28 protein-coding genes are annotated in these 26,582 nt (G+C 70.3%); 14 read left to right on the plus strand and 14 right to left on the minus strand.

The annotated features are described in order from the left end of the window. Nucleotides 1-58: 58 nt before the first annotated feature. Nucleotides 59-1,324, minus strand: coding sequence for a hypothetical protein (locus DV20_RS30610; protein ID WP_043786406.1), 1,266 nt, complete (start codon nucleotides 1,322-1,324; stop codon nucleotides 59-61). A 151-nt stretch (nucleotides 1,325-1,475) separates the two neighbouring features. On the opposite strand from DV20_RS30610, the gene DV20_RS30615 reads away from it, so the two are divergent. Both DV20_RS30615 and DV20_RS30620 read left to right on the plus strand, forming a co-directional pair. Then, a complete protein-coding gene (locus DV20_RS30615) occupies nucleotides 1,476-3,980 on the plus strand; it encodes a DEAD/DEAH box helicase (protein WP_043786407.1) in 2,505 nt (834 codons plus the stop codon). 78 nt (nucleotides 3,981-4,058) lie between these two features. Beyond that, a complete protein-coding gene (locus DV20_RS30620; protein WP_043786408.1) occupies nucleotides 4,059-4,268 on the plus strand; it encodes a hypothetical protein in 210 nt (69 codons plus the stop codon). Between the two features lie 161 nt (nucleotides 4,269-4,429). Here the strand turns inward: DV20_RS30620 and DV20_RS30625 are convergent, their stop codons facing one another. Then, entirely contained in the window at nucleotides 4,430-5,011 is a 582-nt protein-coding gene (locus DV20_RS30625; protein ID WP_043786409.1) for an NADPH-dependent F420 reductase, read from the minus strand. 67 nt (nucleotides 5,012-5,078) lie between these two features. Between DV20_RS30625 and DV20_RS30630 the strand changes: the two genes are divergently transcribed. After that, on the plus strand, nucleotides 5,079-5,405 hold the full coding sequence (locus DV20_RS30630) for a winged helix-turn-helix transcriptional regulator (RefSeq protein WP_043786410.1): 327 nt from the start codon (nucleotides 5,079-5,081) through the stop codon (nucleotides 5,403-5,405). Here DV20_RS30630 and DV20_RS44375 read toward each other — a convergent pair. Both DV20_RS44375 and DV20_RS30640 read right to left on the minus strand, forming a co-directional pair. Next, nucleotides 5,293-5,979: a hypothetical protein gene (locus DV20_RS44375; RefSeq protein ID WP_235191017.1), complete on the minus strand. Its 687-nt coding sequence runs from the start codon at nucleotides 5,977-5,979 to the stop codon at nucleotides 5,293-5,295. The genes DV20_RS30630 and DV20_RS44375 overlap by 113 nt on opposite strands. Nucleotides 5,980-6,143: 164 nt before the next feature. Then, nucleotides 6,144-7,130: a sugar-binding transcriptional regulator gene (locus DV20_RS30640; protein WP_043786412.1), complete on the minus strand. Its 987-nt coding sequence runs from the start codon at nucleotides 7,128-7,130 to the stop codon at nucleotides 6,144-6,146. 128 nt (nucleotides 7,131-7,258) lie between these two features. Between DV20_RS30640 and DV20_RS30645 the strand changes: the two genes are divergently transcribed. From DV20_RS30645 to DV20_RS30660, 4 genes are read left to right on the plus strand one after another with little or no spacing between them, the layout of a single operon-like run. Continuing rightward, on the plus strand, nucleotides 7,259-8,263 hold the full coding sequence (locus DV20_RS30645; RefSeq protein ID WP_043786414.1) for a zinc-dependent alcohol dehydrogenase family protein: 1,005 nt from the start codon (nucleotides 7,259-7,261) through the stop codon (nucleotides 8,261-8,263). After that, on the plus strand, nucleotides 8,250-9,590 hold the full coding sequence (locus tag DV20_RS30650) for an ABC transporter substrate-binding protein (RefSeq protein ID WP_043786415.1): 1,341 nt from the start codon (nucleotides 8,250-8,252) through the stop codon (nucleotides 9,588-9,590). Before DV20_RS30645 ends, DV20_RS30650 begins: the two co-directional genes overlap by 14 nt. Continuing rightward, the gene (locus tag DV20_RS30655; protein ID WP_043786416.1) at nucleotides 9,590-10,522 is read left to right on the plus strand and encodes a carbohydrate ABC transporter permease; all 933 of its coding nucleotides are present in this window, start codon (nucleotides 9,590-9,592) and stop codon (nucleotides 10,520-10,522) included. The genes DV20_RS30650 and DV20_RS30655 overlap by 1 nt, the downstream gene beginning before the upstream one ends. Beyond that, nucleotides 10,519-11,352 carry a carbohydrate ABC transporter permease gene (locus tag DV20_RS30660; protein ID WP_043786417.1) on the plus strand — a complete coding sequence of 278 codons (834 nt, stop codon included), beginning with the start codon at nucleotides 10,519-10,521 and terminating at the stop codon, nucleotides 11,350-11,352. Before DV20_RS30655 ends, DV20_RS30660 begins: the two co-directional genes overlap by 4 nt. A gap of 67 nt (nucleotides 11,353-11,419) precedes the next feature. Here DV20_RS30660 and DV20_RS30665 read toward each other — a convergent pair whose 3' ends face one another. From DV20_RS30665 to DV20_RS30675, 3 genes are read right to left on the minus strand one after another with little or no spacing between them, the layout of a single operon-like run. After that, nucleotides 11,420-11,614 carry a ferredoxin gene (locus tag DV20_RS30665; RefSeq protein ID WP_043786419.1) on the minus strand — a complete coding sequence of 65 codons (195 nt, stop codon included), beginning with the start codon at nucleotides 11,612-11,614 and terminating at the stop codon, nucleotides 11,420-11,422. Nucleotides 11,615-11,650: 36 nt separating this feature from the next. After that, complete coding sequence (locus tag DV20_RS30670; RefSeq protein WP_043786420.1) at nucleotides 11,651-12,841, minus strand: cytochrome P450; 1,191 nt, start codon at nucleotides 12,839-12,841, stop codon at nucleotides 11,651-11,653. 11 nt (nucleotides 12,842-12,852) lie between these two features. Continuing rightward, nucleotides 12,853-14,073, minus strand: coding sequence for a cytochrome P450 (locus DV20_RS30675; protein ID WP_043786421.1), 1,221 nt, complete (start codon nucleotides 14,071-14,073; stop codon nucleotides 12,853-12,855). Nucleotides 14,074-14,254: 181 nt separating this feature from the next. Between DV20_RS30675 and DV20_RS30680 the strand changes: the two genes are divergently transcribed. Beyond that, nucleotides 14,255-14,893 carry a TetR/AcrR family transcriptional regulator gene (locus DV20_RS30680; RefSeq protein ID WP_043786422.1) on the plus strand — a complete coding sequence of 213 codons (639 nt, stop codon included), beginning with the start codon at nucleotides 14,255-14,257 and terminating at the stop codon, nucleotides 14,891-14,893. Between the two features lie 245 nt (nucleotides 14,894-15,138). Further along, nucleotides 15,139-15,831: a GH12 family glycosyl hydrolase domain-containing protein gene (locus tag DV20_RS30690; protein WP_235191018.1), complete on the plus strand. Its 693-nt coding sequence runs from the start codon at nucleotides 15,139-15,141 to the stop codon at nucleotides 15,829-15,831. Nucleotides 15,832-15,833: 2 nt separating this feature from the next. On the opposite strand, the gene DV20_RS30695 is transcribed toward DV20_RS30690, so the two are convergent. The 5 genes from DV20_RS30695 to DV20_RS30715 form a co-directional block, all read right to left on the minus strand. Then, nucleotides 15,834-16,889, minus strand: a complete 1,056-nt coding sequence (locus DV20_RS30695) for a beta family protein (RefSeq protein WP_043786423.1) — start codon at nucleotides 16,887-16,889, stop codon at nucleotides 15,834-15,836. Between the two features lie 126 nt (nucleotides 16,890-17,015). Next, nucleotides 17,016-17,882, minus strand: coding sequence for an aldehyde dehydrogenase family protein (locus DV20_RS30700; RefSeq protein ID WP_043786424.1), 867 nt, complete (start codon nucleotides 17,880-17,882; stop codon nucleotides 17,016-17,018). Beyond that, complete coding sequence (locus DV20_RS30705) at nucleotides 17,875-19,308, minus strand: aldehyde dehydrogenase family protein (protein ID WP_043786426.1); 1,434 nt, start codon at nucleotides 19,306-19,308, stop codon at nucleotides 17,875-17,877. Before DV20_RS30705 ends, DV20_RS30700 begins: the two co-directional genes overlap by 8 nt. Next, entirely contained in the window at nucleotides 19,308-20,282 is a 975-nt protein-coding gene (gene deoC, locus DV20_RS30710) for a deoxyribose-phosphate aldolase (protein ID WP_043786427.1), read from the minus strand. The genes DV20_RS30705 and deoC overlap by 1 nt, the downstream gene beginning before the upstream one ends. 84 nt (nucleotides 20,283-20,366) lie before the next feature. Then, the gene (locus DV20_RS30715; protein ID WP_051736211.1) at nucleotides 20,367-20,981 is read right to left on the minus strand and encodes a DUF1707 SHOCT-like domain-containing protein; all 615 of its coding nucleotides are present in this window, start codon (nucleotides 20,979-20,981) and stop codon (nucleotides 20,367-20,369) included. Nucleotides 20,982-21,066: 85 nt separating this feature from the next. Between DV20_RS30715 and DV20_RS30720 the strand changes: the two genes are divergently transcribed. Beyond that, nucleotides 21,067-21,489 carry a protein-tyrosine phosphatase family protein gene (locus DV20_RS30720; RefSeq protein ID WP_043786430.1) on the plus strand — a complete coding sequence of 141 codons (423 nt, stop codon included), beginning with the start codon at nucleotides 21,067-21,069 and terminating at the stop codon, nucleotides 21,487-21,489. A 5-nt stretch (nucleotides 21,490-21,494) separates the two neighbouring features. Continuing rightward, complete coding sequence (gene upp / locus DV20_RS30725; protein WP_043786432.1) at nucleotides 21,495-22,118, plus strand: uracil phosphoribosyltransferase; 624 nt, start codon at nucleotides 21,495-21,497, stop codon at nucleotides 22,116-22,118. A 64-nt stretch (nucleotides 22,119-22,182) separates the two neighbouring features. On the opposite strand, the gene DV20_RS30730 is transcribed toward upp, so the two are convergent. Further along, the gene (locus tag DV20_RS30730) at nucleotides 22,183-23,574 is read right to left on the minus strand and encodes a hypothetical protein (protein ID WP_043786433.1); all 1,392 of its coding nucleotides are present in this window, start codon (nucleotides 23,572-23,574) and stop codon (nucleotides 22,183-22,185) included. 76 nt (nucleotides 23,575-23,650) lie between these two features. Here DV20_RS30730 and DV20_RS30735 point away from each other — a divergent pair, with 76 nt between their 5' ends. Together DV20_RS30735 and DV20_RS30740 are read left to right on the plus strand one after the other, a co-directional pair. After that, entirely contained in the window at nucleotides 23,651-24,226 is a 576-nt protein-coding gene (locus DV20_RS30735) for an RNA polymerase sigma factor (protein ID WP_043786434.1), read from the plus strand. After that, entirely contained in the window at nucleotides 24,223-25,464 is a 1,242-nt protein-coding gene (locus tag DV20_RS30740) for a hypothetical protein (protein WP_043786435.1), read from the plus strand. Before DV20_RS30735 ends, DV20_RS30740 begins: the two co-directional genes overlap by 4 nt. Here DV20_RS30740 and DV20_RS30745 read toward each other — a convergent pair. Next, nucleotides 25,440-26,054: a TetR/AcrR family transcriptional regulator gene (locus DV20_RS30745; protein ID WP_043786436.1), complete on the minus strand. Its 615-nt coding sequence runs from the start codon at nucleotides 26,052-26,054 to the stop codon at nucleotides 25,440-25,442. The genes DV20_RS30740 and DV20_RS30745 overlap by 25 nt on opposite strands. An 84-nt stretch (nucleotides 26,055-26,138) precedes the next feature. On the opposite strand from DV20_RS30745, the gene DV20_RS30750 reads away from it, so the two are divergent. Continuing rightward, nucleotides 26,139-26,540, plus strand: coding sequence for a MerR family transcriptional regulator (locus DV20_RS30750; protein ID WP_043786437.1), 402 nt, complete (start codon nucleotides 26,139-26,141; stop codon nucleotides 26,538-26,540). Nucleotides 26,541-26,582 lie beyond the last annotated feature (42 nt).

Raw genomic sequence — 26,582 nt, forward strand, 5'->3', positions numbered from 1 at the left:
GACGACACGGCGAAGGCCGCCTCCCGACCTGCGGGAGGCGGCCTTCGGAAGCCGAGGCTCAGGCGACCGTCAGACGGTTCTCGAAAGTTTCGACGAGCTTCCGCCAAGCGCTCTGCTCGGCGTCGAAGGGCGCCGACGGCTCCAGGCGGGACGGGTCCGGACGCAGCACGAACGAGACCAGCCAGCCCAGGCTTTCGTTGCCCGCCAGTGCCGTCTCGGCCGAGTCGTCGCCCGCCCACTCCGCCGCGTCCGTGATCAGCTCGACCGCCAGCTCCAGCTGCGTCGGGTCGATCGCCTCCGGGCCCTCCGCGATGTCCGCGTCCAGGCCCGTCAGCACGTACGTGTTCTCCGGGTCGACGTCGATCTCGAGCTCGCCCGCCGTCGCCTTGGCGAGGACCTCGTCCCACGTGGACACGTCGGCCAGGTCCGTGTCGGCCAGGTCCTTGCCGTCCGCGAGGGCCCTGGCGAGCGCGCCCGTCGACGTGAACACGTCGATCTCGCCCTCGCTGCCCAGGAACACCGGGGCGTCGTCGAGGTAGCAGCGCAGCGTGTAGTACTCCGCGCCGGACGTGATGATCTTGATCGGGTCGATGCCGACCTCGGCCCAGAAGCCGACCGGGCCCTCGTCCTCTTCCTCGTCCTCGGCGTCGTCGTCCGCAGAGACGTCGATGACCTCGAGGTCCTCTTCGCCCTCGGTGCCGGCCTCGGCCTCCGCGGACTCCTCGTGGAACGCGGCCAGCTCCTCGGCCGTCTGCTCCAGGACCTTCTCGTCGACCTCCGGCTGGGTCACCAGGCCGTCGATCGCGTCGAGCACGGTGTCCCACTTCTGCGACACCGTCTCGGACAGGTCGTTCCACACCTGGACGCCGACGCTGCCGGTGAACGGCAGGGTGCCCTGGTCGAGCAGCGAGAAGCCCTCGGTCGAGTCGAGGATCTCGTGGACCTCTTCGAGGTCGCAGACGTCGGCGAGCGAGCGCACGATGCCGACGATCTCCGCCAGCTCGGCGATGTGCCAGACGTCCGGCTCCTCGGCGACGAGCTCCGGCACGCCGACGAGGTCGTACGTGTGGTCCTCGTCGGGGATCAGCTCGGGCACGTTCAGCGACGGCACCGCGTCCCAGGCCGGGTGGTCGAGCAGGTCGTGCCGCTCGGAGGTCCTCACGAAGGCGGCCAGGTGAGCGGCGTCGGCGAAGGCGTACAGGTCGTCCTCGTCACCGAGGAACGCTTCCCACTCCTCGCCGTCTTCCCGCCAGCGCGGCGCCCACAGGGTGACGACGTCGCCCTGCGGCAGGCCGAGTTCGATCGGGATGATGTCCTGTGCCATTCCTAAGCCCTCCGGAGTACCGCCCGTGTGCGCGCGGGACCGGAAGTAACTCCCAGTCGACGCGCGGTACCGCGAAGCCTACGGGTTTCCCACTCGCGATGCGATCGCCCCTGCCGACTTTGCGACGAGCGGATGGCACGATGGACGCCTGATGACTCTCACAGACCTCCTGCCTGCGGATCCCGACCCCGACGCCCTCTTCGAAGCCTTCACGACCTGGACGGCCGAACGGGGCATCGAGCTGTACCCGGCGCAGGAGGAGGCGGTGATGGAGGTCGTCTCCGGATCGAACGTCATCCTTTCGACGCCGACCGGCTCCGGGAAGAGCCTCGTCGCCGTCGGTGCGCACTTCACCGCGCTCGCCCAGGGCCGCCGCAGCTACTACACCGCGCCCATCAAGGCCCTCGTCTCGGAGAAGTTCTTCCAGCTCATCGACATCTTCGGCGCCGACAACGTCGGGATGATGACCGGCGACTCCAGCGTCAACCCGGACGCCCCGATCATCTGCTGCACGGCCGAAATCCTGGCGAACATCGCGTTGCGGTTCGGTGCCGGCGCCCCCGTCGGGCAGGTCGTGGCCGACGAGTTCCACTTCTACTCCGAGCCCGACCGCGGCTGGGCCTGGCAGGTGCCGCTGCTGGAGCTCCCGAACGCCCAGTTCGTCCTCATGTCGGCCACCCTGGGCGACGTCTCCTTCTTCGAGAAGGACCTCACCCGCCGCACCGGCAAGCCCACCGCCGTCGTCACGTCGGCGCAGCGCCCGGTGCCGCTGACCTTCCGGTACGCGCTGACGCCGCTGCACGAGACCATGTCCGAGCTGCTCAACGGCGGTCAGGCGCCGGTCTACGTCGTGCACTTCTCGCAGGCCGCGGCCATCGAGCGGGCGCAGACGCTGATGAGCATCAACGTGACGTCGAAGGCCGAGAAGGAGGCCATCGCCGAGCTGATCGGCGACTTCCGGTTCGCCGCCGGCTTCGGCAAGACGCTCTCGCGGCTGGTCCGCCACGGCATCGGCGTCCACCACGCCGGCATGCTGCCCAAGTACCGCCGATTGGTCGAGACCCTCGCCCAGTCCGGGCTGCTCAAGGTGATCTGCGGGACCGACACGCTCGGCGTCGGCATCAACGTGCCGATCCGGACGGTCGTGTTCTCCGCGCTCACGAAGTACGACGGCGTCCGCCAGCGCCACCTCAAGGCGCGCGAGTTCCACCAGATCGCCGGCCGCGCCGGGCGCGCGGGCTACGACACCGACGGCTACGTCGTCGTGCAGGCACCCGACCACGTCGTCGAGAACGCCAAGGCGCTCGAGAAGGCGGGCGACGACCCGAAGAAGAAAAAGAAGATCGTCCGGAAGAAGGCCCCGGAGGGGTTCGTCAACTGGACCGAGAGCACGTTCGACCGGCTCATCGCCGCCGATCCCGAGCCGCTGACGTCCAGCTTCAAGGTCACGCACTCGATGCTGCTGAACGTGATCTCGCGCCCGGGCAACGCCTTCGACTCGATGCGCCACCTGCTGGAGGACAACCACGAGGACCGCGCGTCGCAGCGCAGGCTCATCCTGCGCGCCATCGCGATCTACCGCGCGCTGCTCGCCGCCGGCGTCGTGGAACGACTGTCCGAACCGGACGAGCAGGGCCGGATCATCCGGCTCACCGTCGACCTGCAGTTCGACTTCGCGCTCAACCAGCCGCTTTCGCCGTTCGCGCTGGCCGCGATCGAGCTGTTCGACCTCGAGTCGCCGAGCTACGCGCTCGACGTCGTGTCCGTTGTGGAATCCACAGTGGACAACCCACGGCCGGTGCTCTCGCAGCAGCAGTTCAAGGCGCGCGGCGAAGCCGTCCAGGCGATGAAGGCCGAGGGCATCGAGTACGACGAGCGCATGGAGCTGCTCGAGAACATCAGTTACCCCAAGCCGCTCGAAGAGCTGCTGCAGGGCGCGTTCCACAGCTACCGGCAGGGCCACCCGTGGGTCGCCGACTACGAGCTGTCGCCGAAGTCGGTCGTGCGCGACATGTACGAGCGCGCGATGAACTTCGTCGAGTACATCGGCTTCTACCAGCTGGCCCGGTCCGAAGGCCTGGTGCTGCGCTACCTCGCCGACGTCTACGACGCCCTGCGCCACACGGTCCCGGACGAGGCGAAGACCGAGGCGCTGCAGGACCTCATCGAGTGGCTCGGCGAGCTCGTCCGCCAGGTCGACTCGAGTCTCCTGGACGAGTGGGAAGCGCTGCGGCACCCGACGGAAGAGGGGCCGGTGTCACACCGGCCGCCGGAGCCGCCGCCGGGCGTCACCCGCAACGAGCGCGCGTTCCGCGTCCTGGTGCGCAACGAGCTGTTCCGCCGGGTCGAGCTGTTCGCGCGGCGGGCGTGGTTCCCGCTCGGCGAGCTCGACGCGGATTCGGGCTGGGACGCCGACGCGTGGCAGGAAGCGATCGAGGACTACTTCGAGGAGTACGAGACGCTCGGCACCGGCCCGGACGCGCGGGGCCCGCAGCTGCTGATGATCGACCAGCAGCCGGACGTCTGGAAGGTCCGCCAGATCTTCGACGACCCGGCGGGCGACCACGACTGGGGCATCAGCGCCGAGGTCGACCTGGCCGCGTCGGACGAGGCCGGGATGGCGGTGGTCCGGGTGACCGAGGTGGGGGCGCACTGACACCGGGTCGCGCTCATCGGCGCAACCCGGCGGCGTGGTTTCGCGTTAGCGTGGACGCTTCGCGACCCGGGAGGGACCATGGGGAACGTCAAGCGCCTGATGGCCGGGATCTTCGTCGCCGCGGCGGTGGTCGTGGCCACCGCCCCGGCCGCGTCGGCGAGTTCGCCGGTGGAGTACGTGATCCTCCTCGATGGCGGCACGAACGCCACCGCCATCGAATACGGCCTCTTAGGATCGGTCTACGAGGACGCACGTAGAGGAAGTTCTGAGACCCGTCCCGTGATGTAGTGCTGCCCACCACGAGACGGGGCCAGTGTTGGTAACGGGCCTGGTCCGCGATCAACCAGGACGACCTCGAGCGTCACCCTTCGGTGCCGGTCGGATTCTTCCCGGAACCCAGAACAGCTTGAGTCGCCACTCTGCCGCGACTCGACACGCGGCAGTGCTTGCTAGCCCACCGGGGTCAGGATCGCCTGGGCGTCCTCGCCGGCGAACCAGAGCCTGATGACGAACGCCGCCGTGGCCTCCAGGAGGGCCGCGCGGTCCAGGCCGCCCGCTCGCACGGGGTGCGCACCGATGTCCCGGACGAGCGTGCTCACCGCGTCGAGCGCCGCCGGGTCGTCGCCGCACAACGGGACCGACAGGGGACGACCGCCGAACACTGGTGGCGTCATCCGCCAGACGTCGACGTGGGCGAGGTTGAACGCCTTCACCACGCGGGCCTCCGTCGTGATCCGCGACGCCACCGGGGTGCCGGTCAGACCGGGGTCGTTGGCGCAGTCCACCAGCACCTTCCCGGTCAGCGGGCCCGCCTCGGCGAGCACTTCGCCGATCGCCGCCGCGGGGACGGCCAGGAGCAGCACGTCGGCGAAGGCGGCTGTCTCGCGCCACTTGCCGGCCGCCGCGCCGAGCCGGGCGGCCAACGGGCCGGGGTCGGACCGGCCGCTCACCATCAGTTCGTGGCCCGCCCGCGCCCACTGCGTGCCGAGCGCGTCCGCCATCCCGCCCGTGCCGAAGATCCCGATCCGCATGCGTCCTCCTTGTGCTTGGCTGTACGAGAACGACGGTAGGAACCCGGGAAGGAACCGAACGGTAACCATGGACTTCCTCGCCGACTGCCGGACGCGGCTCGCGTTCGACCTGGTCGCGAACACGTGGAACCCCGTCGTGCTGTGGGCGTTGCGCGACGGCCCGCGGCGCCACGTCGACCTGCGGCGCACGATCGGCGGCATCAGCGCGAAGGTGCTCACGGAAGCCGTGCGACGCCTGGAGTTCGACGGTCTCGTCGAGCGGCGCGAAGGCGCGTACGCCCTTACGCCGTTGGGCGAGACGCTGCTGGAGCCGATCGAGGGCTTCGGGCGCTGGGCCGCTGAGCACGGCGACGACGTCCTCGCCGCTCAAACCCGAGCAGAACGATCAGCATGACCAGCTCCGCCAGTGGCGACGGGAAGCCGAGGACGAGCCCGGCGGCGACGTCCACGGCGGGTGCAGCGATGCCCGCCACGAACACCCAGGTCGGCGCCGTTAGCGGCTTCGCGGCCGGGGACCACGGCGTCTTCTTCCACGGCTTCGCGACCGAAAGCCAGGCTTGGAAGGCGAGCGCGCTCACCATCAGCGAGGTGCCGGCCACCTGCAGCCACGTGCCGGTCGCGGTGTCCGCGGATGCGTGCAGCGCGGGGGAGAGCAGGAAGATCCCGGCGTAGAGCTGGGCGAGGGTCAGGACGAGCTTGGTCAGGACCCACCAGTGCCGGAAGTACCCCCACGCGGTGGCGCCGGCGAGCAGCAGGCCGGTGAATGCCGAGACGTTCGCCATCGGAGCGAGCAGGACGGAGTCGAGTCTTTCGGCCATCGACGTCGCGGCCGGCGCCTGGGCGGCGTGGGTGAGGGTCAGCGACATCAGGACGACGAGGCCGAGCGCCTGGCTCATCCAGGCCACCGAGGACACGACGTGCAGCCAGACGACGGCCTGCCGCCAGCGGGGAGAAGTCTTCGCGGTCACGGGATCCAGGCTCGCCGAGCGGCGGCGCGGGCACATCGGGCGCGACCCCGGTTTCGCCCCGGACCCGCCGACGCCGGGTTTGCGCCCGCCGGAGTACGCCGCGGAGGCGGCAATACGCCCGGGGGAGTACGGAACTGGCGTGATCAGCGGGGCTTCTCGCGTGATCAGCGGGGCATCACGGGGTTCTTCGCCGCCAAGGCGAGCAGGGGGACTGCTGCGGCGGCGTCGGTGATCAGGGTCGAGACCATGCCGGACCGCAACACCGCGTCCACGGCCGCGGCTTTCGGGCGGCTGTAGCCCAGGGCGATCACCTCCGGCACCGCCATCAGTTCCTCGTGGCTGATCGCCAGGACGTGGTGGGCCAAGCCGGTGGAAAGAGCGTTTCCCGAAGCGTCGAAGAGCCGGGCCGCGACCTCCGCCGTCGCCCCGCGGGCCGCGATCGCCGCGCGCTCGGCTTCGTCCAGCGCGTCGTAGACCGTCGACTCGCCCGGCTGCCACGCGCCGATGCTGACCACCGCCTTGGTCAGGTTCCGGAACTGGCCGAACGTCTCCGCGATCCCCGGCTGACGCCGCAACGTCTCCGTCGTGCGCCGGTCCGGCAGCACCAAGGGCCCGAAGATCGGGTACGCGTCGCCGCCGGACACCGACGTCACGCGGCTGACCGTCTCCACCGAACGGCCGCGCATGTCCATCCCCGCCTGCACCCCGCACAACTGGACGATCGGGCAGCGCGGCAGCGACCGGACCGCCTCCGCCATCGCGTTCACCGACCGCGCCCACGACAGCCCGATGACGTCCGAGGGGACCGCGATCTCCTCCAGCAGCCGGGCCGCCAGCGAGCCGATCTTCGCCCGGACGACCTCCTTCGGCTCGCGCTCGGTTGAGCGTTCGAGCACCAGGGCGCGCTCCAGGCCGTACGCCGAACGCACCTCGTCCGACAGCGCCAGGTCCACCGGCGCCGGCAGCGAGAACTCGACCCTGACCAGGCCGGACTCCATGGCCGTGTCGAGCATCCGCGCCACCTTGAACCGGCTGACGCCGAACTCGTCGGCGATCTCCAGCTTGGAGCGTCCCTGCACGTAGAAGCGCCGGGCGACGGTGGCGAGCAGCAGCGCTTCGGTGAGCGAAGCACTCTTACGGGAAGCGCTCATTTGAGCATAATACCGCGAAATCCAGCCGAAAGGTTGACGTAACACCGACGTCAGACCTGTAATGCCCTCACATCTTCTCGTCGCGATAGGTCAACGTTGCTCGTTTGAGCGCGAGGAAGGGGCAAGGCATGCGTGCCGCCATCGTCGACCGGCCCGGTGAGATCAGGGTCGGCGAGGTGCCCGATCCGAAACCCGGGGAACGCCAGGTCGTCGTCAAGGTCGGAGCGTGCGGCATCTGCGGCACCGACCTGCACATCGCGGACGGGCACTTCCCGCCCACCCCGTACCCCATCGTCCCCGGGCACGAGTTCGCCGGGGAAATCGTCGAGCTCGGCGCGGACGTGCCGGGCGAGTGGAAGATCGGCGACCGCGTGGCCGTCGACCCGTCCCTGTTCTGCGGCTACTGCGGCCCGTGCCGCGCCGGCCACGGCAACCTCTGCGCGAACTGGAACGCCACCGGCGACACCGTCGACGGCGCCTTCGCGGAGTTCGTCGCCGTTCCGTCGGCCAACTGCTACCGCATGCCGGACTCGATGACCTGGGAGCAGGGCGCGCTGGTCGAGCCGGTCTCCTGCGCGGTGCACGGCGTCCGCCGGGTCGGCGTCGAAGCCGGCGAACGCTTCCTGGTCGTCGGCGCCGGCACGATGGGCCTGATCATGCAGCAGCTGCTGCAGCGCTCGGGCGCGCAGGTCACGGTGGTCGACCGCAACCCGGACCGGCTGCCCCGGGCGGCGAACCTCGGTGCCGTGGCGACCGCCAAGGACGTCGGCGACCTCGACGGCGAGAAGTTCGACGTCGCCGTCGACTGCACCGGCGCCGCGCCCGCCATCGAAGCCGCCTTCGACTCGATCCGGCGCGGGGGACGACTGCTCGTCTTCGGCGTCGCCCCGGCCGAAGCCCGCGTCGCGCTTTCGCCGTTCCGCATCTACAACGACGAGATCACCGTTGTCGGCTCGATGGCCGTGCTGCACAGCTTCGGCGCCGCCCTCGACCTCGTCGCGACCGGCGCGGTCGACACCGACGCGCTGCTCACCGACACGCTGCCGCTGGAGCAGTACCCCGAGGCGCTGGCCAAGATGCGCAGCGGCTCGGGCCTCAAGGTGCAGGTCCTCCCCGGAGGTGGCCGTGCGTAAGCTCCTCACCCTCCTCGCGGCGACGTCGCTGCTGGCCACCGGCTGCGCGGGCGCCGGCTCGCTCGGCACCGGCAGCAGCACGCTCGTCATCGCGATCGTGGCCAACCCGCAGATGAAGGACGCGATCGCGCTCGCGCCGGAGTTCGAGAAGGCCACCGGCATCGGGCTGAAGTTCGTCTCCCTGCCGGAAAACCAGGCCCGCGCGAAGATCACCGCGTCGACCGCCACCGAGGGCGGCGAGTTCGACGTCGTCATGATCAGCAACTACGAGGCCCCGCAGTGGGCGGCCAACGGCTGGCTCGAGAACCTCGAACCGCACATGGCGGCCACGCCGGGCTACGACGAAGGCGACTTCATCCCCAGCATCAAGCAGTCGCTGTCGTACCGGAACCAGATGTACGCGGTGCCGTTCTACGGCGAATCGTCGTTCCTGGCCTACCGCAAGGACCTCTTCGACAAGGCCGGGCTCACCATGCCGGCCAGGCCGACCTGGCCGCAGATCGCCGACTTCGCCGCGAAGCTCGACGACAAGGCCAACGGCGTCGCGGGCATCTGCCTGCGCGGCAAGCCGGGCTGGGGCGAAAGCCTCGCGCCGTTCACGACCGTGGCCAACACCTTCGGCGCGCAGTGGTTCGACCAGGGCTGGAACGCCAAGCTGACGTCACCGGAGTTCACGCGGGCCGCGAACTTCTACGTCGACCTCATCCGCGAGCACGGCGAAGTGGGCGCCTCCAGCGCCGGGTTCTCCGAGTGCGGCACGCGCTACACCCAGGGCAACGCGGCGATGTGGTACGACGCGACGGTCATGGCGGGCACCAACGAAGACCCCTCCAGCAGCAAGATCGTCGGCAAGTCCGGCTACGCGCCCGCGCCCGTCGTCAAGACCCAGGCCAGCGGCTGGCTCTACACCTGGGCCCTCGGCATCCCGAAGGTCGCCAAGGACAAGGACGCGGCCTGGAAGTTCATGGCCTGGATGACCGACAAGGCCTACGTGCAGAAGGTCGGGCACACCTACGGGTGGAACCGCGTCCCGCCGGGCGTCCGGCAGTCGACGTACGCGATCCCCGAGTACGCCGACGCGGCGAAGGCCTACGCGAAGCCGACGCTCGACGGCATCGCGGACGCGAACCAGCAGAAGGTCATGGCGAACCCGGTGCCCTACCCCGGTATCCAGTTCGTCGGCATCCCCGAGTTCCAGGACCTGGGCACCCGGGTGAGCCAGCAGCTGTCGGCCGCGATCGCCGGCCGCCAATCCGTCGAAGACGCGCTGAAGCAGTCCCAGGACTACGCGCGAACCGTGGGCGATTCGTACAAGGCGGTGCAGTGATGTCCACGATCTCCGTATCCACGCCGGCGTCCACCTCCCACGCGAAGGCCGAGGAGAAACGCGGCCTGAGTACCGCGGCCAGGCGGCGGCTGCCGCTGCTGCCCGCGCTGATCTTCGTCATCGCGGTGACGCAGCTGCCGTTCCTGCTCACCGTGTTCTACTCGTTCCAGTCGTGGAACCTGGTCCGGCCCGGCTCGCGGCACTTCGTCGGCCTGCAGAACTACGTCGACGTCTTCAGCGACACGACGTTCCTGGTCGCGCTGCTCAACACCGTCGTGCTGACCGTGGTGTGCGTGTTCGTCGCGCTGCTGCTCGGCCTCGGCCTGGCGATCCTGCTCGACCGCAAGTTCCTCGGCCGCGGCGTCGTCCGGACGCTGCTGATCACGCCGTTCCTCATCCTGCCGGCGGCCGGCGCGCTGCTGTGGAAGACGACGATGTTCGACCCCACCTACGGGCTGCTGCACTTCGTGTTCGGCACCGACGTCGACTGGCTCTCGGAGTTCCCGCTGGCCGCGGTGATGGCGCAGATCGTGTGGCAGTGGACGCCGTTCATGATGCTGCTCATCCTCGCGGGCCTGCAGAGCCAGGCCAAGGACGTCCTCGAAGCGGCCGATGTGGACGGTGCGGGTCGCTGGCGGACGTTCGTCTCCATCACGCTGCCGCACCTGTCCCGGTTCCTGCAGCTGGCCACGCTGCTGGGCGCGATCTACATCGTGAACAGCTTCGACGCCATCTTCCTGATGACCCAGGGCGGCCCGGGCACGGCGAGCACCAACCTGCCGTACTACATCTACCAGCGCGCGTTCGAGGGCTTCGACGTCGGCCAGTCCTCGGCGATGGGGGTCATCGTCGTGATACTGACGATGATCGTCGCGACCTTCGCGCTGCGCCTGATGTTCCGCACCTTCTCCGTGAGCGGAGGGATCAAGTGACCACAGTCGCCCCGCGTAAGCGGCACTACGGCAAGGGCGCGCTGACCGTCGCGACCTGGGTGATCGCGATCCTGTTCGTCTTCCCGCTGCTGTGGATGATCCTCACGGCGTTCAAGCAGGAAGCCGACGCCTACACCGACCCGCCGAAGCTGCTGTTCACCCCGACGTTCGAGCAGATCGGCAACGTCTTGGGCGGCGGGTTCCTGCCGTACCTGTCGAACTCGGCGTTCGTCACGATCCTCTCGACGCTGCTGGTGCTGCTCCTCGGCGTCCCGGCGGCGTACGCGCTGTCGCTGGCGCCGGTGAAGGGCACGTCGAACGCGCTCGGCTTCTTCCTGTCGACGAAGATGCTGCCGATCGTGGCGGCGATCATCCCGCTGTACGTCATCTCGCAGAACACCGAGCTGCTCGACACGGTGTGGGCGCTGGTCATCCTGTACACGTCGATGAACCTGCCGCTGGCCATCTGGATGATGCGGTCGTTCTTCCTCGAGGTGCCGCACGAGATGATCGAGGCGGGCCGCATCGACGGCGCCAACCTGCCGACGCTGCTGCGCAAGATCATCATGCCGGTGGTCGCGCCCGGGATCGCGGCGACCGCGCTGATCTGCGTGATCTTCTCCTGGACGGAGTTCTTCTACGCGGTCAACCTGACCGCGGCCCGCGCCGGCACGGTCCCGGTGTTCCTGGTCGGGTTCATCACCAGCGAAGGCCTGTACTGGGCGCAGCTGTCGGCCGCGGCGCTGCTGGCGTCGCTGCCGGTGATGATCGTCGGGTGGATCGCGCAGAACCACCTGGTCCGCGGCCTGTCGATGGGCGCGGTCAAGTAAGGCCGCGAACGGCCCATTCACGGCTTCACCCGATCGCCGTGAGTGGGCCGTTCACGGCCCTCGCGGGTCAGTCCTCCAGGGCGAGGGCCTGGCTCGGGCAGACGTGCACCGCTTCACGGGCCTTCTCGACCAGGTCACCCTGAGGCTGGTCGTCGAGCACGATGACCGTGCCGTCCTCCTCGCTCTGGTCGAACAGCGAGGGCTCGGTGAGTACGCACTGACCGGCGCCGACGCACTTTCCGGTGTCCGCGATGATCTTCATGGTCCTCTTCTCCTGTGGTGGTTTGGCAGTTCGTCTCTACCAGGTCACCGGCAACCGGTACAGGCCGTAGATGGCCGCGTCGTCCTTGAACGGCAGGTCGTCGACCGGCGCGGCCAGCTTGAGGTCCGGGATGCGGCGGAAGAGCGTGTCGAAGACGATCTGCAGTTCCATCCGGGCGAGGTTCTGGCCCAGGCACTGGTGCGGGCCGAACCCGAAGGCGACGTGGTGCCGCGCGCCGCGCTCGATGTCCAGCTCGTCGGGGGCGGCGAAGGCGCCGGGATCGCGGTTGGCCGCGTAGCCCAGCGCCAGCACGCCTTCGCCGGCGCGGATCAGCTGCCCGCCGACCTCGGCGTCCTCGACGCACAGCCGCGCGGTGGCCGCGTCGACGATGGTGAAGTACCGCAGCAGCTCCTCGACGGCGTCGAGCGTCTTGCCCGGGTCCGCCGTGATCAGCGCCAGCTGCTCCGGGTTCTCCAGCAGCCCGACCGTGCCCAGCGAGATCATGTTCGCCGTCGTCTCGTGCCCGGCGACGAGCAGCAGGAACCCGGTCGCGGCCAGCGAGGCCCGCCGGTAGGTGCCCTCTTCCCGCAGCTTGACGATCTGCCTGCCGAGCAGGTCGTCGGGCGGGTTCGCCTCCTTGCCGGCGATGAGGTCGCTCATGTACTCGCGGACGGCCTCGACCGCGGCCCGCCGCTCCTGCGGGGGCGTGCCGCGCTTGATCAGCTTCGCCGTGTGCGTCTGGAAGAAGTCGTGGTCGGCGTACGGCACGCCGAGCATCTCGCAGATGACCAGGGACGGCACCGGCAGCGACAGCGTCTCGACCAGGTCGCCCGGCTTCGGCCCGGCCAGCAGGGCGTCGATCCGCTCGTCGACGATCTCCTGGATCCGCGGCCGCAGCGCCTCCATCCGGCGCACGGTGAACTCGCCGAGCACGGCCTTGCGGGCCGGCCCGTGCTCGGGCGCGTCCATGGTGATCATGGTGCGCTCGTCGTCCGGCCGCCGGAAGCCCGGCACCAGCTGCGGGAAGTCCGGGTGCTGCCGGTCGGCGCTGAACCGCCGGTCGTTCAGCACGGTCCGGACGTCCTCGTGCCTGCTGACCACCCAGGCCTGCTTGCCCTCGGGCAGCCGCACCCGGGTGACCGGCTCCTCCTCGCGGATCTCGGCGTACGCCGTCGGCGGCGCGAACGGGCAGGTCCGGGCCATCGGGAACTCGTGAACGGCGGTCATGGCGTCCCCCCTCACCAGGTCACGGGCAGGCAGTAGAGGCCGAAGATCGACGAGTCGTGCTTGAACGGCAGCTGGTCCACCGGCGCGGCCAGCTTGAGGTCCGGGATGCGGCGGAAGAGCGTGTCGAAGACGATCTGCAGCTCCATCCGGGCGAGGTTCTGGCCCAGGCACTGGTGCGGCCCGAAACCGAAAGCGACGTGGTGCCGCGCGCCGCGCTCGATGTCCAGTTCGTCCGGGTTCTCGAACGCGGCTTCGTCGCGGTTGCCGGAGTAGCTCAGACCCAGGACGCCCTCGCCTTCGCGGATCAGCTGCCCCCCGATTTCGACGTCCTCGGTGGCGACGCGCGAGGTCGCGAACTCGGCGATGGTGAAGTACCGCAGCAGCTCCTCGACGGCGTCGAGCGTCTTGCCGGGGTCCTTCTTGATGATCTCCAGCTGGTCCGGGTTCTCCAGCAGGGCGACGGTGCCGAGGGAGATCATGTTCGCCGTCGTCTCGTGCCCGGCGAGCAGCAGCAGGAAGGCGAGCGAGACCAGCGAGTCGTGGTCGACGTCGCCGTGCTCCTCGCGCTGCTTGAGGATCTGGCGGCCGAGCAGGTCGTCGGTCGGGTCGGCCTCCTTCGCGGCGACGAGCTTGTCGAGGAAGTCCTGCATCTCTTCGACGGCCTGCACGCGCACCTCCTGCGTCACCTCCCGGTTCAGCAGGGTGGAGCTGCGCGACTGGAAGAAGTCGTGATCGGCGTAGGGGACCCCGAGCTGCTCGCAGATGACCAGCGACGGCACGGGCAGCGACAGCGCCGAGACCAGGTCGGCGGGCTTCGGGCCGGCCAGGATCGCGTCGATGTGCTCGTCGACGATCTGCTGGATCCGCGGCTGCAGCGCCTTCATCCGCTTGACCGTGAACTCGCCGACGACCTCGCGGCGGGCGGCGCCGTGTTCCGGCGGGTCCATGTTGATCAGCGACGCGCCGAAGCGGCGGCGCTGCGGGCGGCCGCCCTTCGCCAGGATGGGGAAGCCCGGGTTGAACCGGTCGGAGCTGAACCGCGGGTCGGTCAGCATCTGCCGGACCTCCTCCAGGCGGGTGATGGCCCAGGCCTCCGAGCCGTCGGGGAGCGCCACCCGCTGGACCGGACCCGCCTCGCGCAGCTTCTCGTACGCCGGCGGCGGGGCGAACGGGCAGGTGCGGGCCAGTGGGAAGGTCTCGTCCCGCGTCGCGGGCTCGGCCAATTCAGTCATTTCGGACCCCCTAAATCGGACGGAACGTATGCGGAAGATTACATTCCGGTTCTACGTCCCAAGGTACCGAAGCGGAAGGATGCCGTCCACTAGATGCCGCCTACCCATTCGAGGAGGCAGTGTGTGGCCGCCTGACCATGCGAGAATCACCCCGCGCGCGATTCAGCGGAAGGCGAACGGCATGACGGCAGACCCCGAGACCACCCTGCGGGCGGACGCGCGCCGCAACCGCGACCAGATCCTGGCCGCCGCGAAGAGCATCTTCGCCGTTTCCGGTCCCGAGGTGCCGATGGAGGAGATCGCCCGCGCGGCCGGCGTCGGTGTCGGCACGCTCTACCGCCGGTTCCCGGACCGCGACGCGCTGGTCCGCGCGGTCGCCATGGACAACTTCGAGCGGGTGCTGGTCGACGCGCGCGTGATCGCGGCCGAGGAGACGTCGTCGTGGCGCGCGCTGGAGCGGCTGCTGCGGCAGTCGGTGGAGCTGCAGCTGAGCGTGCAGCTGGCGATGGTGTCGCACCGGGCGCTGGTGATCCTCAAGAACGACCCGGAGGTCCGCCGGCTGCGCGACGACATCCTGGCGGTCCTCGACGGCTTCGTCGACGGCGCCAAGGCCGAGGGCAAGCTCCGCGAGGACGTCGGCGCCGGCGACATCGCGATCCTGTTCGCGACGCTGCTGCGCCAGGTGCGCGCGAAGTCCCCGAAGGTGGCCGAGATGGCGGCGCGCCGGTGCGTCGGCATCATGATCGACGGCCTCAGCGCGCGGCCGGGTTCCCCGCTGCCCGGCCGGCCGATCACGTCCGGGGACCTCGAGCCCGACTGAATCCGCACAATTCCGTGTTAGGGTTCCGCCTCGTTCTGCCGGAAATTGCAGCTACGGGCGGGAAAATGCGACGAAGAACGCTGGCCGTGTTGTTGGCGATTTCCTTCCCGGTGCTCGCCGGGTGCGGCGGCACGCCCGTCGACGGGGCGGCGGCCGCGCCGGCGTCCCCGCCTGCGTCCCTGCCTGCTCCGACGTTCTCGGCCGTGCCTTCCTCCTCCGCTTCGGCTCCGTCGACGTCCCGACCTGTGCCTCCGTCCACTCCGGCGCCGCCGTCGACCGCGCCGGTGCGGAACTGCCGCAGCCCGGAGTTCACCACCAGCGACCCCGACGGCGGCTGGTCGGACGGCGGTTACTACGTCCACAACAACATGTGGAACGCCGGCGAAGCGGGCCCGGAAACGCTGCGGGCGTGCGCGTACGACAACTGGTACGTCGAATCCACCCAACCCGATTCGACGTCGGTGAAAACCTATCCGAACGTGCACAAGGACATCAACGACCAGAATGGAAAACCGTTCAACGACTATTCGGTGATCAGATCGGCGTTCGCCGGCCGCGGCCCGGGCACGGGCATCTACGACGTGGCGTACGACCTGTGGCTGAACGGCGTGGGCAACGGCGCCGGCGTCAGCGAGCTGATGGTCTGGACGGAGAACCGCAAGCAGGTCCCGGCGGGCGAAAAGCTGACGACGTACACAGCGGGCGGCTTCACGTACGACGTCTGGGCGGAAGACGAGGGGTACGTGGCGTTCGTGTCCCGGACGACGCAGTACGCGGGGACCGTCGACCTGAAGGCGATGATCGCGTGGGCGATCGGCAAGGGCCTGATCCCGCCGAACCCGACGGTCAACCAGATCGGCTACGGCATCGAGTTCTGCTCCACCGGCGGCGGCAAGGCCCGATTCACCCTGTCGGACTTCTCGGTGACGATGAGCTGACGTCAAGCCGCGGCGCGGGTGGCCAGGTAGGCGAGGTGGTGCGAGGTCGCGAACGCCACCGGCTTGCTGGTGTTGCCCAGGCCCGTTCCACCGCCCGCCGCTGCTTCGTGGATTTCGCGATCTCCCCAGGAGAAGTCCGGGCCGGCGTAGCTCGCCGATTCGATCACGTGGCGGCACACGACCCGGAGCGCGCGGCCGCGGGCCGACTCGTCCCCCGTCTCGTCCGGCATCCGCTCTCGCGAGTAGAGCCAGCGGTGCGGGCACGTGTACTTGAGTGCGACGTGGTTGCTGCGGAAGCCCGGGCCGGGGATGGGGTGCACGACGCCGTAGTCGCCGAACCGCAGGTTTCCGGCGCCGCCGCGCACCAGGTGTTCCCAGAGCACTTCCTCGGCTCGCGCCTGCTCCCAGGTCGAGGTCTGGCCGAGGGTCATCGGGATCGAACCGGTCAGCAAGGTCGTCGATCCGAAGGCACCGACCTCGGTGAGTGCGGTCAGGACGCCCGCGGCTCGCTCGACCCGGGTGGCCGTGGCCTCGGCGACGTACCGGAGGTCCAGGACGACGTGGATGTCCCCCGGTTCGATCGCCAGCCGCTCGATCACCCGGCCGAGGGTGTCCCGGTCGGCTGCGTCCGGACGGACCCGGAGGGCGACGCCGGCTCCCAGCTCGGCGCCCAGGCGGCCCAGTGTCGCGGCCGATGGCCCGGTGGCGTCGCCGCGGACCACCGGGACGAACGGGACCGGCCAAGCCGTGTCGAGGAGGTCGGCCGGCCCGGCCAGGTGGTCGGCCAGGCGGCCGAGTGCGCCACCGGCGCCGAACCCGGGCCGGTCCGCCACGTCCGAGGCGTCGATCCAGCAGTGCCTGCCCAGGCGGTGCAGGTGGCGTGCGACCTCTTCGACGTCGTCGAGCTGCTCGGCCGGGTTCTTCCGTTCCGGGTCGAACTGCAGCAGTGGCTGCACCCGGCGGACCTGCTCAGGGCGCGACAGTGCTCGCAAAGCGGCCAGTTCGCCGGCTTTCGCGCGCAGAGCCACCAGCGTCGTGAAGCCGTCGTGAGCTTCCACGGAGCTCCCGATCACGTCAAGTGAGTGCCCGATTACATCGAGCGTAGATCGAGAGGACTCCGCGGAAAATCCACCACAAGAATGAAGGCCACCACCGGGCGGACCGGGTGGTGGCCTTCTCTGACCTCAGACGCCCAGCGGGTGCCAGACCGTCTTCGCCTCCAGGTACCGCCGCAGGCGGGTGATGTCCGGCGCTGCCGTCCAGTCCGGCTCCGCCTCCGGGACCGTCAGCACCCGCTTCACCGTGTTCGCCGCTTCGCGCGCCAGGTCCGGGCGGTCCGCTGGGGCCGCTCCCGTCGGGTCCAGCGCGTTGACGTCTCCGTGCGACGCCAGCCAGGGGCCCAGTTCCGCGGCCCGCCCGGTGAGGATGTTCGCCACGCCGCCCGGGACGTCGGACGTCGCCAGGACCTCCGACAGGGTGATCGCCGGCAACGGCCGCTCCGCGCTGGAGACCACCACTGCCGTCGAGCCCGTGGCCAGGACCGGGGCCAGGACCTCGACCAGGCCCAGCAGCGACGAGCCCTGCGGCGCCAGGACGCCCACCACGCCCGTCGGCTCCGGGACCGTGAACGAAAAGTACGGGCCCGCCACCGGGTTCGCCGCGCCCAGGACCGTCGCGATCTTGTCCGTCCAGCCCGCGTACCAGACCCAGCGGTCGATGGCCGCGTCCACGACGGCCTCGGCCTTCTTGCCGCCGAGGCCTTCCGACGCCGAAACTTCGGCGACGAACTGGTCGCGGCGGCCCTCCAGGACCTCGGCCACCCGGTAGAGCACCTGGCCGCGGTTGTAGGCCGTCGCGGACGACCAGCCCGGGAACGCCTTGCGAGCTGCCACCACCGCGTCGCGGACGTCCTTGCGGGACGCGTGGGCCGCGTTCGCCAGGAACTTGCCCTTGCTGTCCGTCACCGGGTACACCCGGCCGGACTCCGAACGCGGGAACTTGCCGCCGATGTACAGCTTGTACGTCTTGGCGACGGAAATCCGATCAGACATTCAGGTACGCCTCCAGCCCGGTGCGGCCGCCTTCGCGCCCGAAGCCGGATTCCTGGTAGCCGCCGAACGGGGCGGCGGGGTCGAAGCGGTTGAAGGTGTTGGCCCAGACCACGCCGGCGCGCAGCTGGTTCGCCATCCAGAGGATCCGGGAACCCTTTTCGGTCCAGATGCCGGCCGAAAGCCCGTACGGCGTGTTGTTCGCCTTCGCGACGGCCTCGTCCGGCGTGCGGAACGTCAGCACCGACAGCACCGGGCCGAAGATCTCCTCGCGCGCGATCCGCATCGACTGGTGGACGTTCGCGAACACCGTCGGGGCGAAGAAGAACCCGCGGTCCGGAACCGGGCAGGGGCTGGTCCAGCGCTGCGCGCCCTCGGCGTCACCCGATTCGACGAGCCCGCGGATCTTGGCGAGCTGCTCGGCGGAGTTGATCGCGCCGATGTCGGTGTTCTTGTCCAGCGGGTCGCCGATGCGCAGGGTGGACACCCGGTAGCGGAGCTTCTCGAGCACCTCTTCGGCGATGGACTCCTGCACCAGCAGGCGCGAGCCCGCGCAGCAGACGTGGCCCTGGTTGAAGAAGATGCCGTTGACGATGCCCTCGACGGCCTGGTCGAGCGGGGCGTCCTCGAACACGATGTTCGCCGCCTTGCCGCCCAGCTCCAGCGTCAGCTTCTTCGGCGTGCCCGCGACCTGGCGCTGGATCGCCTTGCCGACCTCGGTCGAGCCGGTGAAGGCGATCTTGTCGATGTCGGCGTGCTCCACGATGGACGCACCGATGTCGCCCGCGCCCGGGAGGATGTTGACCACGCCCGGCGGCAGCTCGGCCTGCTGGCAGATCTCCGCGAAGACCAGCGCGGTCAACGGTGTCGTCTCGGCCGGCTTGAGGACCACGGTGTTGCCGGTGGCCAGCGCCGGGGCGATCTTCCAGGCCAGCATCAGCAGCGGGAAGTTCCACGGGATGATCTGGCCCGCGACGCCGAGCGGACGCGGATCGGCGCCGTACCCCGCGTACTCCAGCTTGTCGGCCCAGCCCGCGTGGTAGAAGAAGTGCGCGGCCGCCGTCGGGACGTCGGAGTCGCGCGACTCCTTGATCGGCTTGCCGTTGTCCAGGCTCTCCAGCACGGCGAGCTCACGCGAGCGCTCCTGGATCAGCCGTGCGATGCGGAAGAGGTACTTCGCGCGCTCGGTGCCCGGCATCTTCGACCACACGGAGCCGTACGCCTTGCGCGCGGCCTTCACCGCGATGTCCACATCGGACTTCGACGCGGTGCCCACCTCGGCCAGGACCTCTTCGGTGGCCGGGTTGATCGTCTTGAGCGGCTCACCCGAGCCGTCGACGAACTCGCCGTTGACGAAGGGCTTGTAGGAGTCCTTCAGGTTCGCGATGGCGCGCGATTCCGGCGCCGGTGCGTACTCGAAAACAGGCATCAGTCCACCGTCACGTAGTCGGGGCCGCTGTAGTGGCCGTCCACCTGGGTGCGGCGCTGCAGCAGCAGGTCGTTGAGCAGGCTGGACGCGCCGAAGCGGAACAGGTCCGGGGTCAGCCACGCCTCGCCGGCGACCTCGTGCACGGCGACCAGGTACTTGATCGCGTCCTTCGTCGTCCGGATGCCGCCGGCGGGCTTGACGCCGCGCAGTTCGCCGGTCTGGGCGTGCCAGTCGTGGACGGCCTGCAGCATGACGTGCGTGACCGGCAGCGTCGCGGCGGGGGAGACCTTGCCGGTGGAGGTCTTGATGAAGTCGCCGCCGGCCAGCAGCGCCAGCCACGACGCGCGCCGCACGTTGTCGTAGGTCGCCAGCTCACCGGTCTCGAGGATGACCTTCAGGTGCGCGTCGCCGCAGGCGGCCTTGACGGCCTGGATCTCTTCGAAGACGGCCATGTACCGGCCCTCGAGGAAGGCGCCGCGGTCGATCACCATGTCGACTTCGTGCGCGCCGGCTTCGACGGCGATCTTGGTGTCGGCCAGCTTGACTTCCCGCGAAGTGCGCCCGGCGGGGAACCCGGTGGCCACGCTGGCGACGTGCACGCCGCTACCCTGGAGCGCCTCGACGGCCGTGGCGACCAGGTCGGGGTAGACGCAGACGGCGGCGACGCGCGGGGTGTCCTGGCGTTCCGGGTCGGGGCGGACGGCCTTCGCGGCCAGCGCCCGGACCTTGCCCTGGGTGTCGGCGCCCTCCAGGGTGGTCAGGTCGACCATGGAGATGGCGGTGTCGATGGCCCACCGCTTGGCGTCCTTCTTGATGCTGCGCGTGCCGAGCCCCGCCGCGCGCTGCTCGACGCCGACCTGGTCGACTCCGGGCAGCCCGAGCAGGAAGCGGCGCAGGCTCGCGTCGTCGCGAGTCGCGTCCACCAGCGGTGCCGGGGTGGCCGGCGCCGCTGACGTGCTGGTCGTGGCTGTCATGCGCCTGAGTCTAGGCGGCGGGTCCGACAGTCCGCGGTCCCGTTCGTTGTGACGCTGGGTGCCGAACGCGTCACAAACTCGTGGTCAGGACCCTTCGATCTGCGGCGGCTCCGACCGGTTCGCCGGCTTCCGGTACACGATCACCCCGCCCCAGAACGCCAGCCCGTTGATCTTCACCGTCGGTGCCGTCGGCGGTGCGGGTGGTGCCCCCGACTTGTCCTCCAGGCCGAAGCCGCCCATCAGGCCGATGCCCGTGACGTCCACGTTGATGTCGTCCGGGACCGTGATCTGGATGCCGCCCATGATGGCCACCGCGGTGATCGTGCAGTGGCGGTCGGCGAAGCGGGCCTGCCGCAGGTCGATCTCCGCGCCACCCCAGAACGCGAGGCTGTTGTGCTGCGGGGGCAGGACCCAGCTGCCCTTGCGGATCGCTCCGGACAGCACGCCGATCGACACCGGGCTGCCCGGGTGGCCGCCGATGCGCTGGTCGGGGTGGCCCAGGGCCCGCGTGGTCGCCGGCTCGACGGCCGCCGAAGCGACCGGCAGGTCCGCCGTCACCGGCTTCAGCTCGCCGAGCGTTTTCGCCGCGTACACCGTCGTGAGCCGCTCTTCCAGCTCGTTCACCGTGATCCGCCCTTCGGAGAGGGCGTTGTGCAGCACCTGGGCGACGCGTTCGCGGTCCGCGTCGGAAGCCCGCATCTGGTCGGGCGTCAGTTCGCTCACCCGGCGCAGCTTATCGGCGAAAACCCCTCCGGGTGTCCATCTTCCGGAGGACACTGGCCGGATGATCGAGTTTCCGGACGGCACCCGCGTGCAGGGGCGCGGGCTGAGGCGCCCGCGCCCGGACGGACCCGAACCCGATTTCGGGCTTTACCTGGGCACGAGCCGGTTGCGGCGCAAGCACGGTGGAGGCATCACCTGGCCGCACGAATGGGTCACCTGGCCCGATTTCCTGCTGCCCACCCATCCCGCCGAAGCACGCCGGCAGATCAAGGCCCTCCACGAACGGGCGAAGACCGAGACCGTCGAGGTCGCCTGCTACGGCGGCGCCGGCCGGACCGGCACGGTGCTGGCCTGCCTGGCCACCCTCTCCGGTGTCCCGGCCGAGGAAGCCGTCGCCTGGGTGCGGGCGCACTACCACGAGCGAGCCGTGGAAACGCCCTGGCAGCGCGGCTGGGTGAAGAGCTTCGCGAAACAGCTAGATTGACCCGCATGGATGTGCACGTCGTCGACCACCCCCTCGCGAAGGCCCGGCTCTCCACGATGCGCGACGCGCGCACCGACAGCGCCGCGTTCCGGGCCGCGCTGCACGAGCTGACCGTCATGCTGGTCTACGAAGCCACGCGCGACGTGCCGGTGAAGGTCGAGAAGATCCACACGCCGGTCGCCCGCACCGACGGCTACAAGCTGGCGAAGCCGCCGCTGCTGGTGCCGGTGCTGCGGGCCGGGCTGGGCATGGCCGACCAGGCGCACAAGCTGATCCCGGACGCGCAGATGGGCTTCGTCGGCCTGGCGCGCGACGAGGAGACGCTCAAGCCGACGCCGTACCTGGAGTCGCTGCCGGAATCGCTCGCCGACCGGCCGGTGCTGGTGCTCGACCCGATGCTCGCCACCGGCGGCTCGATGGAGTACACGATCCGCCTGCTCACCGACCGCGGCGCCGACGACGTCACGGCGATCTGCGCGCTGGCGGCCCCGGAAGGCCTGGCGCACCTGGAGAAGACCGGCCTGCCGGTCCGGGTCGTCACGGCGAGCATCGACGAGCGCCTCAACGACTCGGGCTTCATCGTCCCGGGCCTCGGCGACGCGGGCGACCGCCAGTACGGCGCCGTCTGAGCCGGGTGCCGGCCTGAAGCGGCGCCAGGCGGCCGGATGCGCCGGTCCGCATCGACGCGTTCCCTCAGGACGGCACCAAGTAGAGCTCCTGCTTCCCCAGCGTGGGGGCGTCGAGCGTCCAGTGCGCGAGCGCGTCCGGTGGCGGGCTCGGCAACCGCCGGAGCACCAGGTCGGGCCGGCGCGGGCGGATGTCGAAGTCGAAGAACGCGTAGTCGACCCGCAGTGCCGCGCGCAGCCAGCGGTTCCCCGCGCCGCGGGCCTCGATGGCCGCGGGGAGCAGGCCGCGGTCGGCGAAGACGTCGACGATCGCGCACTCGCACGTGTACGCCAGCACGCCGATTTCCCCGGCGCTGCCCACCACGCGTGATCCGGCCAGCACGCGAAGGTCGCGGCCGATCTCGGTGTACTTCGCCGTCGAGGCGTAATTGGACGTCAGCGGCGCGAATTCGCGGGGCGGAACCCCGTAGGTGACCACGGAAGCGCACACCACCGCGAGGACGAGGAGAGCCGAGCCGCGGTGGGACGCCGCCCAGGCGCAGGCGAACACCGTCGCCGCCGTGATCCCCGGGCCGTAGTACCAGTGGTACGGCGGAACGGTCAGCAGCACGTACGTCCCGTGGTAGAGCGCACCGCCCAGGGCCAACAGCGCGAACGGCCGGAGCGACGGCGACCGCCGGATGGCGAACGGCACCACGGCGAGCGGCAGGAACGACAGCACGGTCGTCCACCAGGCGGTGTGGGCGTAGAAGAGCGGTCCGTTGCCGAAGTTCCAGCCGCCCCACGCCCGTTGGGCGCCCTGCAGCGTCTTGATCACGAACGTGTCGGGCACCGCCGCGCCGAGCACGATCCAGCTGAACGCGAACCACGGCAGGGCAACCGCCGCGGCCCCGAGCACCGCGCGTCCGGAGCGCACGGTGAAGCCCAGGACGACCGCGAAGATCAGCAGGTCGAGCCGCACGAGCGCAACCACGCCGGCGGTGAGCCCGAAGGCCAGGGGCCGCCGCTCGACGGCGAAGACCGTCAGCCACCCGAGCCCGGCCGCCCCCAGCGCCACTTCCAGCCCGATCGACGACAACAGCAGCGGGTTCGCCGTCAGTGCCGCGAAGGCCAGCGCGGGAAACCAGCGCGGCAACGCGGTGCCGAGCCGGCGCAGGGCCAGGACGAGCGCGACCTGGCTCAGCACGTACAGCACCCCGGCCGCGAAGACGGCGTCGCGCACGATGAACGTCAACGCGGCCAGGGCGAGGACGTTCGCCGGTGACGTCGCGGAGTTCGACGTCGCGTCGGCCAGCAGCCCCCAGTGCCCGTGGAAGGCGAGGTTCCGCGCGTAGGAGAGCGTGATGAACGTGTCGTCGACGAGGTGCGGGCGCGCCAGCAGGAAAACCACTGCCGACACGCACGCCGTGGCCGCGGGTAGCCGCAGGCGAAGGTTGTCCGTGCTCCGGACCTGCTCCATGATCACGACCGGAAGTGGCCGCCCGGTTCGCGGAAGTTGCGCGCAACACCTCCTCCGCTGCCGGCCACTGAGGAGTGTGACCAGCCATGCGACGGGGGCGCCGGTGGGTGACCGGACACTGTGGGACCGGGCGTCCGGCGGTGACGAAGCGGCCTTCGGCGAGCTCTTCGAGCGGCACGCCGAGGCCGTCTGGAACCACGCCTACCGGTTGACCGGGTCGTGGAGCGCCGCCGAGGACCTGACGTCGAACACCTTCCTGACCGCCTGGCGCCGCCGCGCCGACGTGACGCTGGTCCGGGACAGCGCCCTTCCGTGGCTCTACACGGTGGCCGCCAACGCCGCCCGCGACGAACACCGCGGCGCGAGACGGCGGCTGCGGCTGCTGCGGAAGGTGCCGGACCCGCCGGTCGTGGCCGATCACGCCGACTCGGTCGCCGAGCGGCTCGACGGCGAGCAGCGGGTCCGCGAGATCGTCGAAGCCGTGCGGACGCTGCCGAAGTCGCAGCGGGAGGTCGTCGAGCTGTGCCTGCTCGGCGACGTGAGCGTCGCCGACGCGGCCGCGTTGCTGACCGTCGCCGAGGTCACCGTCCGCGCCCACCTGTCCCGGGGCCGGGCCCGGCTGCGCACGCTGCTGAAGGAGGCGGGGAAATGAACGACGGCTTCGGCCTGCCGCCCCGGCGCGAACTGCCGGACGACGTCCGCGCCCGGTTGCGCGCCGGGCTCCACCAGGGCATGGCGAAGCGCCGGCCGTCCCGGGTCTGGTACGCGGCGGCCGCCGCGGTGCTCGTCCTCGCCGTGGGCGCGGTCGTCGTGACCCGGCAGCTGCGGCAGCCCGCCGACGTGCCGCCGGCGGTCCCCAACGGGCTGAAGCTCGACGGCGTGCTCGCGAAGACGGCGTTGGACCGGTGCTGGGCCGCGGTTCAGGTCGCGGGGAAGACCGGCCGGGTGGCTCCGCGCGAAGACTGGGTTCCGCTGTTCACCGACGAACAGGAAGGGGACGCGGTCGTCGCCGCCACGGCCGCGGGCAAGCCGATGTTCTGCGAGACGACCGAGACGACCGTGACGCTTTCGGACCCGGAAGCCACTCCGGCGTACGGGCCGGGCTCACGCGCGGGGGTACTGCTCCACAGCCCGACCGGCCTCGTCGGCGGGCTGGTGGATCCGGGCTGGCGGAAGGCCGACCTCGGGACCCGGACCGCGCACGGCGACACGTCGTCGCACAACCTCGTCTTTTCCCCGGTCAGCCACCAGTTCGTGGTGCTGACCCGTACCGACCCGGCGCGGACCGTGCTCACCATCGGCAACCCCGATGTCCCCAGCGCCATGACGCTGCCTCCGGCGCCCCCGCCACTGCTGTCGGTCACCGACCGCCCCGAGCCCGCCGACCGGACCTCACCCGCGGGCCGGGTGCTCGGCGACTGCCTGGCCGACGCCGAAGAACGGATCCCGGACGGCGCGAGCTACCGGCCGGGACCGCTGCTCGAGGCGGACGGCTACCAGGTGGTCATGGGCCGCCTGGGTGATCGCGTCGTGGCCTGCACCCGGGAACCCGAGTACGGGCAGCCGGGGAAGACGCAGGCCCGCGCTTACCCCGACTTCGCCTTCGACCGGCGGGTTCCCGCCCGGCGCATCCTGGTGAGCACCCTGGGGGCGGTCGAGGCGGGTGGCGAGCCGGGCAAGTCGCGGACGCCGTTCGCGGCGGTGGTGCCGAAGACGGCGGCCGGCGTGTCGGTCGGCTTCGGCGGGGGGACGAGTGCCGAGGGCACGGCCGTCGACGGGATGTTCGTCGTCTGGGTGCCGAAGGAGCGGTACGAGACCGGGGTGAACGTGACCGTGGTGGCGCGGGACGGGCGGGGTGGGGTCGTCTACGAAGGGGACCTGCCGCTCTGAGGCCGCAGCCAGCCGGAGGCGTTCGCGCGCAGAGCGGCTTCGTAGGAGGTCGTGACGTCGAACTCTTCCGGCAGGTTGCCGGACAGCTCCAGGGACACCAGGCCGTGCACGATGGCCCAGCAGCCGACCGCGACGGTCTCCGGCGGGACGTCGAGGAAGACGCCGTCGGCGATGGCTCGGCGGATGATCCGCTCCAGCGGCTTGAGCGTTTCGCGGGCGAGCTTTTCGGCGTCCTCGTTCGGCTCGAACCCGGGCACCGACTTGGTGAACATGATCCCGTAGAGGTGCGGGTCGGCCAGCGCGCTCGCGCGGTACGCGCTGCCGAGCGCGACGAGGTCCTCGACGGCGTCGCCGGTCAGCGGCGTCCCGGCCATCCGGGCGCCGAAGCGGCGGAAGCCCTCGGTGTAGAGGGCGTTCACCAGATCGGGTTTGCTGCCGAAGAGCGAGTACACGGCGGTGGTCGACGTCCCGGCGTCGGCGGCCAGCTTGCGCAGGGAAAGCGCCTTCGGCCCGTCGGCCGCGAGGAGCTCGCCGGCCCGGTCGAGCAGCTTGAGCCGGAGCGCTTCGTCGTGCGTGCGGGGTCGCGCCATGCACCGAGCGTATCGGAACAGTGTTATGGATGGCCAGCGGGCGAATTTGACCTGGAGTGCACTCCAGGTCGTACTGTCGGGCGCATGAGCTACTCGATAGCGGAAGCCGCGCGACGTAGCGGACTGTCCATCGACACCCTCCGGTACTACGAGCGCATCAAACTGCTCGACCCGCCCGCGCGGGACGCCGCGGGCCGCCGGGCCTACTCCGACGACGACCTCAACTGGCTGGGTTTCCTGACCAAGCTGCGCACCACCGGCATGCCGATCAAGAGCATGCGCGAGTACGCGTCGCTGCGCCGCCACGGCGTCGCGAGCGCGGGCCGCCGCAAGGCCCTGCTGGTGGAGCAGCGCCGGTCGGTCGCGGAGCGGATCGCGGAGCTTCAGGGCTGTCTCGACATCCTCGACTACAAGATCGAGAACTACGAACGCGTCGAGCAGAAGGTGCTCGGCATCGAACCCGGCATGGAGGAGATTTCCGCGTGAAGACCAGGAAGCTGGGGGGCCTGGAAGTCGGCGCGCAGGGGC

Source organism: Amycolatopsis rifamycinica (assembly GCF_000695625.1).
Lineage (GTDB): Bacteria > Actinomycetota > Actinomycetes > Mycobacteriales > Pseudonocardiaceae > Amycolatopsis > Amycolatopsis rifamycinica.